This is a genomic window from Bacillus sp. AR8-1, assembly GCF_008042345.1.
Taxonomy (GTDB): Bacteria; Bacillota; Bacilli; order Bacillales; family Bacillaceae_G; genus Bacillus_A; species Bacillus_A cereus.
In genome coordinates, this window is record NZ_QNUB01000017.1 from 144,374 (window position 1) to 158,287 (window position 13,914).

A 13,914-nucleotide genomic window follows, 5' to 3' on the forward strand; every position below is an offset into this window, starting at 1 on the left:
AAAATAAACGAGTTGTAGAAGAAGCACCGGTCGTAGAAGAGAAATCAGTTGTAGAAGAAGCACCGGTCGTAGAAGAGAAATCAGTTGTAGAAGAAGCACCGGTCGTAGAAGAGAAATCAGTTGTAGAAGAAGTGCCGGTCGCAGAAGAACAACCCGTTGTAAAAAAAGAAGAACCAAAACGTGAGAAAAAGCGTCATGTACCATTTAATGTTGTTATGTTGAAACAAGATAGAACACGATTAATGGAAAGACATGCAGCTAGAGCAAATGCAATGCAGCCTTCTGCTAATGTACGAGTAGAGAATAAGCCAGTACAACAAGAGGTAGCAGAACCACAAGTGGAAGAACAGCCAATGCAGCAAGTAGTAGCAGAACCACAAGTGGAAGAAAGCCCAGTGCAGCAAGTAGTAGCAGAACCACAAGTGGAAGAACAACCAATGCAGCAAGTAGTAGCAGAACCACAAGTGGAAGAACAACCAATGCAGCAAGTAGTGGTAGAGCAAGTACAAAAGCCAATTTCAAGTACGGAAGTAAAAGAGAAGGCATATGTTGTAAATCAAAGAGAGAACGATATGCGAAATGTATTGCACACACCACCGACATATACTGTTCCACCATTAGCGTTGTTGTCAATTCCACAGCAAACAGCGCTAGATAATACAGAATGGTTAGAAGAGCAGAAAGAATTATTAGATACAACGTTTAATAATTTCCATGTTGGAGCACATGTTATTAATGTATCGCAAGGACCAGCAGTAACTCGTTTTGAAGTGCAACCAGACCCAGGCGTGAAAGTAAATAAAATTACAAATTTAAGTGATGATATTAAGTTAAGTTTAGCTGCGAAAGATATTCGTATTGAAGCGCCGATTCCAGGGAAGAGTGCGATTGGGATTGAAGTTCCAAATAAAGAAAGTAAGCCAGTATTTCTTCGTGAAATTTTAAGAAGTCCTGTATTCACAAAGAGTGAATCACCGCTTACTGTTGCACTTGGACTTGATATTTCAGGGGATCCAATTGTAACGGATATTCGAAAAATGCCGCACGGACTTATTGCGGGTGCAACGGGTTCAGGTAAAAGTGTGTGTATTAACGCAATTTTAACGAGTATTTTATATAAAGCGAAACCACATGAAGTGAAGTTAATGTTAATTGATCCGAAGATGGTTGAGCTTGCACCATACAATTCTGTTCCGCATCTTGTAGCACCTGTTATTACGGATGTAAAAGCAGCAACAGCTGCATTAAAATGGGCAGTTGAGGAAATGGAACGCCGTTATGAATTGTTTGCACACGCAGGTGCTCGTGATTTAACTCGCTACAATACGATTGTAAGTGAGCGAGAAATTCCAGGAGAGACATTACCTTATATCGTTATTGTCATTGACGAGTTAGCTGATTTAATGATGGTAGCACCGGGTGATGTTGAGGAAGCGATTTGTCGTATTGCGCAAAAAGCACGTGCTTGTGGTATTCATTTATTAGTAGCGACGCAGCGTCCATCTGTAGATGTTATTACAGGTTTAATTAAGTCAAATATTCCAACGCGTATTGCGTTTACTGTATCATCTCAAGTTGATTCACGTACGATTATCGATATTGGGGGCGCGGAGAAATTACTTGGCCGTGGTGATATGTTATTTTTAGGGAACGGTACATCTAAGCCAGTTCGTATACAAGGTGTCTATGTATCGGATGATGAGATTGAAAAAACAGTTGATCATGTGAGAAAGCAAATGAAGCCGAATTACTTATTTAAGCAAGAGGATTTATTAGCGAAAACAGAACAGGCTGAGTCGGAAGATGAATTGTTCTTTGATGCATGTCAATTTGTTGTAGAACAAGGGGGAGCGTCCACATCTTCTGTACAGCGAAAATTCCGCATCGGTTATAATCGCGCGGCACGTCTCATTGAAGAGATGGAATCGCAAGGAATTATTTCTGAAGGTAGAGGAACGAAACCGAGAGATGTCCTTATTTCTGAGGATGAATTTGCCGCTATGCAGGAAACAAATGTATAGTAAACGGTTTTGCTGTATACTAATAGAAAATGTTGGATAGTAAAGTAGGGAGTAAAGCGACATGAAAGAAATTGAATTAAAATTAAAAGGTGAAATAAATCGACTAACAAATAAAACATTTAAATTTGACGAACGCGTTGGGGAAGGTTGGTTCTCCGCCGTTTACTTTTTAAAAACTAGAGAAATTATTGAAGAATTTCGCCCAAAAAGTGTTGTAACGATGCAATTTTTCCAAAAAGAAAATGCAGTTCTTTGCGGAACAGATGAAGTAATTGCATTGCTGCAAACATTCGCTAAAAATCCTGAGGAACTTGAGATTAACTCTTTAAAAGATGGCGATAAAATTAGTCCATTTGAAACAGTGTTAACAATTCATGGTCCTTATGAGAATTTCGGATTTTTAGAAGGTGTTATTGATGGGATTTTAGCTCGTCGTACATCGGTTGCAACAAACGTATATAATGTTGTCCAAGCTGCACGTAGTGTAGATAAAGAAAAACCAGTTATTTTCATGGGAGATCGTGACGATCATTATACACAACAAGCTGGTGACGGTTATGCAGCATACATCGGAGGTATGAGCGCACAAGCGACGCATGCGATGAATGAATGGTGGGGCAGAAGTGGTATGGGAACAATGCCTCACGCATTAATTCAAATGTTTAATGGTGATGTTGTAGAAGCGGCAAAAGCATATCATAAGAAATTCCCAGAAGATGAATTAGTTGTACTAATTGATTACAATAATGATGTTATTACAGATGCACTTCGTGTAGCGCGTGAGTTTGGATCGACATTAAAAGGTGTGCGTGTAGATACGTCTCGCACAATGATTGATCAATACTTTATTCGCCACCCAGAAGTACTTGGAACATTTGATCCACGTGGTGTAAACCCATCGCTTGTATTTGCACTTCGCAAGGCGCTTGATGAAGAAGGATTCCAGCATGTAGACATCGTTGTAACTGGTGGATTTGATGAAAAACGTATTCGTGAATTTGAAGCTCAAAAGGTACCTGTTGACATATACGGGGTAGGAAGTAGCTTGTTAAAAATGAATATTGGCTTTACTGGTGATAATGTAGAATTAAATGGGAAACCAGAAGCAAAAGCTGGTCGTAAATATCGTCCAAACCCACGTTTAGAGCGTGTTCAATTAGAAAAAAGAGAAGATATGTAAAAGAGAGAAAAACTGATAGGTGATTGACCCTATCAGTTTTTCTGTTATCATAGTATAGCGGCTTCTTTTTTGCTATAATGGACTTGTTATGGACATATAAAGAAGTACGTACGAGTTTATCCTGATAAGTGAAGGGAAAGAATAACTTCACTACATCAAAAATGTATGATGATTACCAAAATAAGAAAAGATTCATATACTGTCTTATAGATAGGCCGTTGTATTAGTTCGAAATGTTGGAGGTTCTTTAAGATGACAGTTTACCATTTTGTAGGAATTAAAGGAACAGGAATGAGTTCATTAGCGCAAATTCTTCATGATATGAAGCATACTGTTCAAGGGTCTGATTATGAAAAGCGTTTCTTTACACAAACAGCGTTGGAAAAGCGTAGTATCTCGATCCTTCCTTTTGATAAGAATAATGTAGAAGAAGGACAAGTGATTATTGCAGGAAATGCATTTCCTGATACGCATGAAGAAATCGTAGCAGCAAAAGAATTAAACATCCCAGTCCATCGTTACCATCATTTCTTAGGTGACCTGATGAGCCAATACACAAGTGTTGCTGTAACTGGTGCACACGGAAAAACATCAACAACAGGTTTGTTAGCCCATGTAATGCAAGGTGCACACCCGACATCTTACCTTATTGGAGATGGAACAGGGCATGGGGTAGAAAATAGTAAGTATTTTGTATTTGAAGCTTGTGAGTATCGTCGTCATTTCTTGTCTTACAATCCAGACTATGCAATTATGACGAATATTGATTTTGATCATCCAGATTATTTTGCAGACATCAATGATGTATTCAGTGCATTCCAAGAGATGGCATTGCAAGTGAAAAAAGGCATTATTGCATGTGGAGATGATGAAGAACTTCAAAAAATTCAAGCGAAAGTACCTGTTATTTTCTATGGATTTGGAGAAGATAATGATTTCCAAGCACGTAACATTCAAAAGAGAACAGATGGCACGATATTCGATGTATTCGTTCGTAATACGTACTATGACACGTTCAAAATTACAGGATACGGCAACCATAGCGTATTAAATGCATTAGCAGTAATCGCGCTTTGTCATTATGAAAACGTTGATGTAGAAGCAGTAAAACATCAATTAACAACTTTTGAAGGCGTAAAACGTCGCTTTAATGAAAAGCCGATGGGAGAGCAAGTAATCATCGATGACTACGCACACCATCCGACAGAAATTAATGCAACGATTGAAGCTGCTCGTCAAAAACATCCAGAGCGTGAAGTTGTCGCTGTATTCCAGCCACATACATTCTCACGTACAGAAAAGTTCTTAGATGAGTTCGCAGAAAGCTTAAGCAAAGCTGACCAAGTATACTTATGTGATATTTTCGGATCAGCACGTGAAAACAAAGGTGAATTAACAATCGAAGATCTGCAAAAGCGTATTGACGGTGCAGAATTAATTACAGATACAACAACGGATGTATTAAAGAAACATAAAAACGGCGTTCTAATTTTCATGGGCGCAGGTGACATCCAAAAATTCGAAGCAGCTTACGTAAAAGAAGTTCAAGTTGCAGAGAAATAATAGAAAAGACGCATAGCGGTGGCTGTGCGTCTTTTTTGTTGTGTTCAACTTTTATTTATGTATTGACCTAGAGCTAACTCTAGGTTGTAAGATGAAAATGTAAAAACAAGGGGGAGAGAACATGTATAAAATCGGTGAAGTAGCAGAATTAACAGGGATGGGCATTCACACTTTGCGCTACTATGAGAAATTAGGTTTATTACCACCACCAACGCGATATAGCGGTATTCGTCAATATACAGAAGGCGATGTACGTTTATTAAAATTTTTATATTCATTAAAACAAACTGGGATGTCATTAGAAGAGATGGCTGAATTTGCAAGTGATGGGTGCATTATAGAGGAAATTAGGCAGAAGAAAGAGGAAGTACCAGCGAAAGTAAAAAAGAGAATTTCCATTTTAACAACGCACTTGGAGCGATTAAAAGAACAGCAGGAACAATTGCAAAAAGTTGTTCAGCTAACGGAGGAGAAGTTAGAAATTTATTACGGTTTTCTAGAAGATAAGGACTTGGAGGCCGGCAATGAAAAATAAAGTATATACGCAGTTATTAGGTTTTGCGATATTTACTGGTGGGACATTTAATGCTTCGAAATATGCGGTGCAGTATTTCGACGTAATTCATATAGCAGCATGGCGTTTTGGGATTGCTGCATTTGTGATGTTATGTTTGTTAAAAATACGAAAAGATTTTGATTTGAAAGTATGGATGCAGAATAGGACCTATTATCTTTTGCTAGGTATTGTTGGTGTATTCGGCTTTAACTTCTTTTTCTTTTTAGGAATGAAATATACAGAAGCTGTTAATGGTGCACTTATTATGGCGACAAATCCTCTCGTTACGACGCTGTTAGCAAGTGTCATTTTACGAGAGAAAATTGTGAAGCGCCAAGCTATTGGAATGTTACTTGCACTAATTGGCGTTGTTTTTGTACTTACACAAGGTTCGTTTACAATACTACAACATTTATCATTTTCAAAAGGGGATTTTTATATTTTATTAGGGAATATTTGCTGGGCGTTATACGGCGTGCTAGGCAGACGGTTTATTAAAACTGGTAATCCAATACAAACGACGACATATACGATGACTATTGGTGCACTTGCCTTTATTATCATATCTTCTACACAAAAAAGTATAGTACCAGTTTTAGAAATTCCTTTGTTGGCATGGGGAGCAATTCTCTTTATGGCAATTGGAATGAGTGTGCTTGGTTACTTATGGTGGAATAATGGAATTGCTCAAATTGGTGCAGCAAGGACATCATTATTTTTTAATCTAGTGCCTGTTGTTACAATACTTATTTCTTTTATTGAAGGAGTCAATATAACATCTGCACAATCTGTAGGAATGATATTAGTTATTACGGGAGTATCGTATTCTTCTGGTTTTATACAAAGAAAATCAAAAGAAAGTGTTAATATTTAACTTTTTACACCTAAAAATGTTAGAATAATAAGAAAACTAAAAAGGGGACTAAAAAGCATGTTCACACTCCGAGTAGATGACGAAATCGAACTACAATTACTAGAAAAACATCATAAAGAGGAATTATATCAATTATTAGATCAAAACCGTAATCATTTACGAAAATGGCTCCCTTGGATAGATGGGACAAAATCTGCTGATGCTTATGATGAGATTTTTCCGATGTGGTTAAAGAAATTTGCAGAGGGAGACGGTTTTGAAAGTGGTATACGTTACAAAGGAAAGCTCGTTGGGATGGTAGGTATTCATCCAGTGAGCTGGGGGAAGAAAGCCGCGAGTCTTGGTTATTACCTTGCAGAAGATACTGGAGGAAAAGGCGTTATGACGCGTAGCGTGAAGGCTGTGCTTCAATATGCATTTGAGAATTTAAAATTAAATAAAATGGAAATCCGATGCGGTGTTGAAAATGTGAAAAGTCGCGCTATTCCAGAGCGTTTAGGGTTTAAGTTAGATGGTATTTTACGAGATGAAGAATGGTTATATGATCATTTCCATGATGTCGCTGTATATAGTTTATTAGCTTCAGAGTGGAAAGAAATTCGATGAACGAGAAAATTCGTATTGTTCCGTATGAAAGTACGTTTCAAGAGGAAGTAGTAGATCTTATCGTTCATATTCAGCACAAAGAGTATAATGTTCCCATTACGAAAGAAGAGCAACCTGATTTACTTGAAATAGAAACATTCTATCAAAAGGATCACGGAAACTTTTGGGTAGCAATTTATGATGGTAAAGTAGTTGGAACAGTAGCTTTATTAGATATTGAGAATCGTCAAGTAGCGTTAAGAAAAATGTTCGTGAAGAAAGAGTTTCGCGGAAAAGAATGGGGCGCATCGCATATGTTGCTTCAAAAAGCAATTTCATGGGCTGAGGATAAAAAATTGAAAGATATTTACTTAGGAACAACAGTAAAATTTTTAGCGGCACATCGTTTTTATGAAAAGAATGGTTTTCAAAGTGTGAGTATAGATCAGTTGCCGAAAAATTTTCCAGTGTTACAGGTAGATAAGAAATTTTATAGGTACATTGTGTAAAAGGTCATTTAGAAATGGCCTTTTTCTATGAACTAAAATGGAAATAGTGGTATAATTTGGATTAGGGGGTGTAGGTATGAACTTTCCAATTCAAAGAAGTAAGTCAGTAGTCATTTTTGTTTGTCTTACGTTAGCTTTTATGTGTATATATCCAATTGTCATGCTTTTCACTAATAAAGCGCATTGGATATCGGCGTTGATTGGGATGGGTTTATGCTTCATTGTAAATGTACCACTTGTTTGGGAAGTATTTATTAAAAAACATAAAGTAGAAAATGGCGTATTAAAGTACGGTGTTTTAAATGACGATATTGTATTGAAAGAGATAAGAATAATTCGTCAAGTTGGGAAATCGCTTGAAATTACGACGAATGCATATAAAGTACATATAATTGCGATGCCGCAAAATATGAATGAATTTTTGGCGCTTATCGAGAAAGAAAATCCACATGTGAAAATAGAAATGGTAGGTAAGAAATGAAATATGTAAAACCTTTGTTTTGTTTGGAAATTTTGCTTGTGTTTGCTATTTGCACTAGAGTATATATGAAATGGGATCTGCCCTTATATGAACCGATATTAATAGGTACTATCGTAGTGGTGCTTTTATATTATTTTCATTTTCAGCAAACAAAAAGTAAGAACAGTAGATCAATATAGGGTGAGGATAATAAAAAAACGCTCGGATATAATTCCGAGCGTTTTTTATTATTTTAAGTTCTCTGGGTTTAAAGCTTCTAATTCAGGTACAACGAAGCGTCCGTCTTTACGGATTAGTACGTCGTCAAAGTAAATTTCGCCGCCGCCGTATTCAGGGCGTTGGATGCATACTAAATCCCAGTGGATGTTCGAGTTGTTGCCGTTCCATGCATCGTCGTAAGCTTGTCCAGGAGTGAAGTGGAAGCTGCCATCGATTTTTTCATCGAATAGGATGTCTCCCATTGGATGTAAGATGTATGGGTTTACGCCGATTGCGAATTCACCAACGTAGCGTGCGCCTTCGTCTGTATCGAAGATTTTATTAATGCGTTCTGAATCGTTTGCAGTTGCTTCAACGATTTGGCCGTTCTCGAACTTAAGTTGTACATTTTCAAATGTATAACCGTTGTAAGGAGATGGTGTGTTGTAAGAAACTGTACCGTTAACAGAGTCACGAACTGGTGCAGAGTATACTTCACCATCTGGAATGTTTAAATGACCTGAGCATTTAATTGCTGGAATGTCTTTAATAGAGAATGTTAAGTCAGTTCCAGGACCAGTTAAACGAACTTTATCTGTTTTATTCATTAATGTAACAAGGCTATCCATCGCCTTATCCATTTTACCGTAGTCTAAGTTACATACTTCAAAGTAGAAGTCTTCGAAAGCTTCTGTACTCATTTTAGCAAGCTGTGCCATAGAAGCATTTGGGTAGCGAAGAACAACCCAGCGTGTTTTTGGAACGCGAATGTCTCTATGAACTTTTTTGCCAACTGTTTGGCCATGAACTTTCATACGCTCACTTGGAACGTCAGCTTGTTCATTAATATTATCGCCAGAGCGAAGACCGATATAAGCGTCCATGTCTTTCATTACGCTTGCTTCATATGCAGCGATTTGTTCGAAATGTTCTTCAGTAGCACCCATTAATAAAGAGCGATCTACTTGATGATCTTTTAAAGAGACGAATGGGAAACCACCAGCTGCATATGCTTCTTTTACAAGTGCAGTTACAAGTTCTTTTTGTAAGCCAAAGTTTTCAATTAATACTTTTTCACCTTTTTGTAAGCGGATAGAGTAGTTAATTAAATTGTATGCTAACTTTTCAATACGTGGATCTTTCATATGTAAAGCCTCCCTACTAATTATGTATCCTCTCCTATTGTAACCTACTTAGTGGAATTTGTTGAATGATTTATGTTACAGTTAACGAATAAGTATGAAAATTCTAATGATGAGATAGGGATTAGAATGAAACGGAAAATGATTGTATAATAGGGGAAAGTATGAAAAAGATAAAGGAAGTGATGAAATGCAAGTTCTTTTATATGTAAGTGCGGCTATTATCGCGGTTGCTTTCGCAGTATTAGTAGTGTATGTATGCAGAACGTTGTTATCGGTTCAGAAGACGTTAGAAAACGTTGCAAGCACGTTAGAAGGTTTAGAAAAACAAATGCAAGGAATTAGCGTAGAGACAGAGCAATTATTACATAAAACGAATGCGTTAGCTGATGATATTCAACAGAAGTCACAGTCATTAAATAAAGTGGTAGCGGGTGTAGATGGGATTGGAACGACAATCCAATCTTTAAATACGAAGCTTCGTAATGTATCAGACTCTGTAACGGACGAAATTGAAAATAACGCTGATAAAGTAGCGCAAGTTGTACAGTGGAGCAGTGCGGCGATTGAAGTATACAATCATTACCGTGCGTCGAGACAAGAGAAGAAGGTTGAAAAAGAAGAGCGTAAATTAGAAAGAATTGAGAAAAACGCTGAAAAGAAAGAGAAGCGCTCTAGATTTCGTATGAGAGGTGAATCGTGATGAATATGACAAAGCTTGAAACAATTGAAGAGCTTGAAGTCTTAGTAGAAAAGAATGAGCCGTATGTTCTTTTTAAACATAGTACGACATGCCCGATTAGTCACGGTGCATACACAGAATTTCAAGCGTATTGCAGTGAAGAAAGAGAAGTGCCAGCGTATTACTTATACGTACAAGATGCAAGAGATGTGTCAAATCGTGTTGCAGAACAATACAGTATTAGACATGAATCCCCGCAAGTATTATACATAAAAGATGGTATGGTAGTATGGAATACATCTCATTGGAATATTAAAAAAGATGCTTTAGAAGAGAATATAAAGTAAAAAGAAGCAAGCTAAAGGTGCTTGCTTCTTTTTTTTGTTTTTGTTGAAATATATTTAATGGTACACTATTAATAGTTCAAACTAAATAACTAGATTGTTGAAAGTAGGTTTTAAGTAATGAAGAAAATGGCATTATCCTTCGCAGTCGTAAGTTTATTACTGGGAGCTTGTAGTAACAATAGTAATACGATTAGTAAGAAGGATGAAGTTATACAAAAAGATACAAAAGAAAAAAGTATGATTCCGAGAACTGCTGTTTCTAAAGATTATTATAGAACTGTTATTCCTTTAAAAGAACAAAAGGTTATTAATACAGCTAATATAAAAACAAATTCTAAATTAGATTTAGCAGAGTATGAAAATGGTTTAATAAATATTGCAACGCAGCAATTTGATACAGAGAGCCACGTACTGCAATTAAATCAGTATATTCCAGAGAAACTAGTTGATGAACTAGTTGCGAAAGTAGAAGCGCCAGTTTTGACGAATATTATAGAACAAGACTATTTCGGAAAACAGAATTCAAATGAATTAAGTTTATCTGGTGTTATGATTGGCTTAGCTATGTCTTCAAGTGTATCGAATGAAGAAGCTATGTCTAAAGGGTCTGAAGTTGCTAAACAACTTATTGAAGCTATTAACAAAAATGATAAATATAACAAATCTCCAATTACGTTTGCTATCTTTAAGCAAGAAAGTACAAGTTCTTTAAAAAATGGTACGTATATTGCTAGTGCTACTGTTCAAAAGAATGATACGAACCTTGGAAATTGGAGTACAATTGATGAAAAGTCGTATTCATATCCTTCTGATGAATTTACACAAGCACATGGAGAAGATAATACAAAAATAACTAACTTTGCTAAGGAAATAAAAGGTTTTTCTACTGGAGATTTTATTCCAGTCAACGCAAAAGTTTCTTATAAGAAAGATCAAATGGATACATTAAATATGAATATTGTTATTAAATATAACGGTAAAACAGAATTAATGGCTCTTACCCAATTAGCTGCGCAAGGTATGTTAGACAAATTGCCTAAAGATGCGAAAGTACAATTACAGATCAAGTCCGAGAGTAAAATTGAGGCCGTTATTATAAAAGAGAAAAACAGTGATAAACCGTTTGTTTCCTTCTTGTAAAAAAGACAGTATGTAAACTGTCTTTTTTTTATTTTAAATGAAAATATACAACGTTTTTTGATGGTAATTCATTGCTGTATATCGTGTGACAATCGTATATGTATCAACTATAATAAGTTATCTTAAAAAAGTAATATATAGGAATTTGAAAGAGGTGGCTTTCTTATGGCATCACAACAATTAGGTCGTTTACGTTCTAAAATTGATCAACTTTATTTACAAATATTAGAGTTATTAAACGAAAGAGGTCGTCTCGTACAAGAAGTTGGTACTTTAAAAGAAGTATAAGGTGTGAAACATTTTGATCCTGTACGTGAAAGAAATATGCTGGATTTAATTGTAGAGAATAATAATGGTTCATTTGAAACTTCGACTTTACAACATATTTTCAAACAAATTTTTCAAGCTGGTTTAGAGTTACAAGAAGAGGATCATCGTAAAGCACTACTTGTGTCTTGTAAGAAAAAAATAGAAGATACGATTGTTGAAATTAATACGTGGTGGTGCGTTCAAGCCACATACTTCACTGTATGATTTTCAAGGTCTTGGATTAGCAGGATTACAAATTTTACGCCAAGTAGCAGATGAATATGATTTGGCTGTTATTAGTGAAATTTTAAATCCAAATGATATTGAGATGTCATTAGATTACGTTGATGGTATTCAAATTGGCACTCACAATATGCAAAACTTTGATTTGCTAAGGGTAGCTGGTGCTGTAAATAAACCAGTATTATTAAAACGTGGTCTATCAGCAACGATTGAAGAATTCATTAATGCGGCAGAATATATTATGGCAAAGGGAAATGGGAACATTATTTTATGTGAACGAGGTATTCGCACGTATGAAAGAGTGACGCGTAAGACGCTTGATATTTCCGCTGTACCGATTTTAAAGAAAGAAACACATTTACCTGTTGTTGTCGATGTAACGCATTTTACAGGGCGACGTGACCTTCTCTTATCAACTGCAAAAGCAGCGATGGCAATTGGTGCAGACGCAATTATGGCTGAAGTACATCCAAATCCCGCTGTAGCTTTATCAGATGAGGCGCAGCAAATGAATATTCCGCATTTTAATGATTTTATGAATGAATTAAAATCATTTGGAATTAAATCATAAAAACTTTTAATGAGCTGTTCCAATAAGGCATTTTGGGGCATCTGTATAGAGACTGTCATTGTCGATTTTTGTTGGTAAGTTGATATATTAAAAAAATCGCTGATATAATTAGAGTTGTGGTAGATATATTTGGAAAATCGCTGATATATTTCGAGTTACGGTTGATATATTCGAAAAATCGTCGATATAAATTTCATTTACTATCGTACCGCTTAAAATAAGATTTCTACTTAGGAAACATCTATTTTTTTACAAAAAATGCTCTTTTTTCATAAAAAATACGAAAATACGAGAAAAGAAGCGAATTTTTTCGAAACTTTTGCGGGAAAATATTGTATGAGCCTGCGTTTTTATCGTATCATTAGTAAAAGGAAGAACTCGGGACGATTGGTGGCATCTGCAAATAGAGTTGATGTCTTTTTTTCATTCAAGTAACCGATACATAAAAATAGATAACAAAAATAGAAGGAGTGTGCGATGAGATGAACGTAACAATCTATGATGTAGCGCGCGAAGCGAACGTTTCAATGGCTACCGTATCACGCGTTGTGAACGGTAACCCAAATGTAAAGCCTACAACAAGAAAGAAAGTATTAGAAGCAATTGATCGTTTAGGGTACCGCCCAAATGCGGTAGCACGTGGACTAGCAAGTAAGAAGACAACTACAGTAGGTGTTATTATTCCTGATATCTCAAATACGTTTTATGCAGAACTTGCACGTGGAATTGAAGATATCGCAACAATGTACAAATATAACATCATTTTAAGTAACTCTGACCAAAACAAAGAGAAAGAGTTCCATTTATTAAATACGATGCTTGGAAAGCAAGTGGACGGAATTGTTTTCATGGGTGAAGATATTACAGACATTCACATTGAAGAATTTAAAAAATCTCCAGTACCAATTGTATTAGCAGCGTCATTCGATGAGCAAAATGAAACGCCATCAGTAAATATTGATTATACACAAGCAGCTTACGATGCAATGAAGCACTTTATTGAGCAAGGACATAAGCGTATCGGTTTCGTCTCTGGTCCATTCATTGATAAAGCGGGAAGCGCGAAGAAGTTACAAGGTTATAAAAAAGCTTTAGAAGAAGAAGGTATTTCATATGATGAAAATCTTGTAATCGATGGAGATTACACATATGACTCAGGTATCGAAGCATTCGAAAAGCTTTGGAGCAATGATGAAAAGCCAACAGCAATCTTCGTATCTTCTGATGAAATGGCACTAGGTGTAATCCATGCAGCACAAGACGCTGGATTAAACGTACCAACTGATGTAGAAGTACTTGGTTTCGATAATACACGCCTTGCATTAATGGTTCGTCCGCAACTTTCAACAGTTGTACAACCGATGTATGATATCGGTGCAGTAGCAATGCGTCTATTAACAAAGTATATGAACAAAGAAAAAGTGGAAGATCACACTGTTATCTTACCTCACCGTATCCAATTTAGAGATTCAACGAAGTAAGTATAAAAAAGCTCACAGCGATTGCTGTGAGC

The 13,914-nt window shown here is 36.3% G+C and carries 14 protein-coding genes and 1 pseudogene; 14 read left to right on the plus strand and 1 reads right to left on the minus strand.

From position 1 onward, the window contains the following. The 9 genes from DN400_RS29865 to DN400_RS29870 all read left to right on the plus strand — a co-directional run. A partial coding sequence (locus DN400_RS29865; protein ID WP_255477937.1) for a DNA translocase FtsK occupies positions 1-2,021 on the plus strand: 2,021 nt, incomplete at its 5' end. A 61-nt stretch (positions 2,022-2,082) separates the two neighbouring features. Next, on the plus strand, positions 2,083-3,201 hold the full coding sequence (locus tag DN400_RS11975) for a nicotinate phosphoribosyltransferase (protein WP_000658372.1): 1,119 nt from the start codon (positions 2,083-2,085) through the stop codon (positions 3,199-3,201). Positions 3,202-3,453: 252 nt separating this feature from the next. Then, positions 3,454-4,764, plus strand: a complete 1,311-nt coding sequence (murC, locus tag DN400_RS11980; protein WP_000219469.1) for a UDP-N-acetylmuramate--L-alanine ligase — start codon at positions 3,454-3,456, stop codon at positions 4,762-4,764. Positions 4,765-4,885: 121 nt separating this feature from the next. Further along, positions 4,886-5,299 carry a MerR family transcriptional regulator gene (locus DN400_RS11985; RefSeq protein ID WP_000276604.1) on the plus strand — a complete coding sequence of 138 codons (414 nt, stop codon included), beginning with the start codon at positions 4,886-4,888 and terminating at the stop codon, positions 5,297-5,299. Continuing rightward, on the plus strand, positions 5,289-6,194 hold the full coding sequence (locus DN400_RS11990) for a DMT family transporter (RefSeq protein ID WP_000792469.1): 906 nt from the start codon (positions 5,289-5,291) through the stop codon (positions 6,192-6,194). Before DN400_RS11985 ends, DN400_RS11990 begins: the two co-directional genes overlap by 11 nt. A gap of 57 nt (positions 6,195-6,251) precedes the next feature. After that, positions 6,252-6,800 (plus strand): GNAT family N-acetyltransferase, encoded by a 549-nt coding sequence (locus tag DN400_RS11995; protein WP_000494676.1) that lies wholly within the window; start codon positions 6,252-6,254, stop codon positions 6,798-6,800. Then, positions 6,797-7,288 (plus strand): GNAT family N-acetyltransferase, encoded by a 492-nt coding sequence (locus DN400_RS12000; protein WP_098205640.1) that lies wholly within the window; start codon positions 6,797-6,799, stop codon positions 7,286-7,288. The genes DN400_RS11995 and DN400_RS12000 overlap by 4 nt, the downstream gene beginning before the upstream one ends. Positions 7,289-7,364: 76 nt before the next feature. Beyond that, positions 7,365-7,769, plus strand: a complete 405-nt coding sequence (locus tag DN400_RS12005; RefSeq protein ID WP_001010620.1) for a PH domain-containing protein — start codon at positions 7,365-7,367, stop codon at positions 7,767-7,769. After that, positions 7,766-7,948 carry a hypothetical protein gene (locus DN400_RS29870; RefSeq protein WP_080477974.1) on the plus strand — a complete coding sequence of 61 codons (183 nt, stop codon included), beginning with the start codon at positions 7,766-7,768 and terminating at the stop codon, positions 7,946-7,948. Before DN400_RS12005 ends, DN400_RS29870 begins: the two co-directional genes overlap by 4 nt. 48 nt (positions 7,949-7,996) lie before the next feature. Here the strand turns inward: DN400_RS29870 and DN400_RS12015 are convergent, their stop codons facing one another. Then, positions 7,997-9,112, minus strand: a complete 1,116-nt coding sequence (locus tag DN400_RS12015; protein ID WP_000654729.1) for an aminopeptidase — start codon at positions 9,110-9,112, stop codon at positions 7,997-7,999. Positions 9,113-9,299: 187 nt separating this feature from the next. On the opposite strand from DN400_RS12015, the gene DN400_RS12020 reads away from it, so the two are divergent. From DN400_RS12020 to ccpA, 5 genes and pseudogenes are all read left to right on the plus strand, one after another. Continuing rightward, a complete protein-coding gene (locus tag DN400_RS12020; RefSeq protein WP_001197721.1) occupies positions 9,300-9,812 on the plus strand; it encodes a DUF948 domain-containing protein in 513 nt (170 codons plus the stop codon). Continuing rightward, entirely contained in the window at positions 9,812-10,138 is a 327-nt protein-coding gene (gene ytxJ / locus DN400_RS12025; RefSeq protein WP_001057469.1) for a bacillithiol system redox-active protein YtxJ, read from the plus strand. Before DN400_RS12020 ends, ytxJ begins: the two co-directional genes overlap by 1 nt. A gap of 117 nt (positions 10,139-10,255) precedes the next feature. Beyond that, positions 10,256-11,278 (plus strand): CamS family sex pheromone protein, encoded by a 1,023-nt coding sequence (locus DN400_RS12030; RefSeq protein WP_000738029.1) that lies wholly within the window; start codon positions 10,256-10,258, stop codon positions 11,276-11,278. Positions 11,279-11,443: 165 nt separating this feature from the next. Beyond that, positions 11,444-12,401: pseudogene (locus DN400_RS12035) on the plus strand (bifunctional 3-deoxy-7-phosphoheptulonate synthase/chorismate mutase). A gap of 482 nt (positions 12,402-12,883) precedes the next feature. Further along, complete coding sequence (gene ccpA, locus DN400_RS12040) at positions 12,884-13,882, plus strand: catabolite control protein A (protein ID WP_001103303.1); 999 nt, start codon at positions 12,884-12,886, stop codon at positions 13,880-13,882. Positions 13,883-13,914: the final 32 nt, after the last annotated feature.

What these genes read in the sequence shown, in the direction of transcription:
- DN400_RS29870 (WP_080477974.1), top strand. Translation starts at nt 7,766, where the DNA reads ATGAAATATGTAAAACCTTTGTTTTGTTTGGAAATTTTGCTTGTGTTT.
- DN400_RS12030 (WP_000738029.1), top strand. Translation starts at nt 10,256, where the DNA reads ATGAAGAAAATGGCATTATCCTTCGCAGTCGTAAGTTTATTACTGGGA.
- DN400_RS12005 (WP_001010620.1), top strand. Translation starts at nt 7,365, where the DNA reads ATGAACTTTCCAATTCAAAGAAGTAAGTCAGTAGTCATTTTTGTTTGT.
- DN400_RS11990 (WP_000792469.1), top strand. Translation starts at nt 5,289, where the DNA reads ATGAAAAATAAAGTATATACGCAGTTATTAGGTTTTGCGATATTTACT.
- DN400_RS12000 (WP_098205640.1), top strand. Translation starts at nt 6,797, where the DNA reads ATGAACGAGAAAATTCGTATTGTTCCGTATGAAAGTACGTTTCAAGAG.
- DN400_RS11995 (WP_000494676.1), top strand. Translation starts at nt 6,252, where the DNA reads ATGTTCACACTCCGAGTAGATGACGAAATCGAACTACAATTACTAGAA.
- murC (WP_000219469.1), top strand. Translation starts at nt 3,454, where the DNA reads ATGACAGTTTACCATTTTGTAGGAATTAAAGGAACAGGAATGAGTTCA.
- DN400_RS11975 (WP_000658372.1), top strand. Translation starts at nt 2,083, where the DNA reads ATGAAAGAAATTGAATTAAAATTAAAAGGTGAAATAAATCGACTAACA.
- ccpA (WP_001103303.1), top strand. Translation starts at nt 12,884, where the DNA reads ATGAACGTAACAATCTATGATGTAGCGCGCGAAGCGAACGTTTCAATG.
- DN400_RS11985 (WP_000276604.1), top strand. Translation starts at nt 4,886, where the DNA reads ATGTATAAAATCGGTGAAGTAGCAGAATTAACAGGGATGGGCATTCAC.
- DN400_RS12020 (WP_001197721.1), top strand. Translation starts at nt 9,300, where the DNA reads ATGCAAGTTCTTTTATATGTAAGTGCGGCTATTATCGCGGTTGCTTTC.
- ytxJ (WP_001057469.1), top strand. Translation starts at nt 9,812, where the DNA reads ATGAATATGACAAAGCTTGAAACAATTGAAGAGCTTGAAGTCTTAGTA.
- DN400_RS12015 (WP_000654729.1), bottom strand. Translation starts at nt 9,112, where the DNA reads ATGAAAGATCCACGTATTGAAAAGTTAGCATACAATTTAATTAACTAC.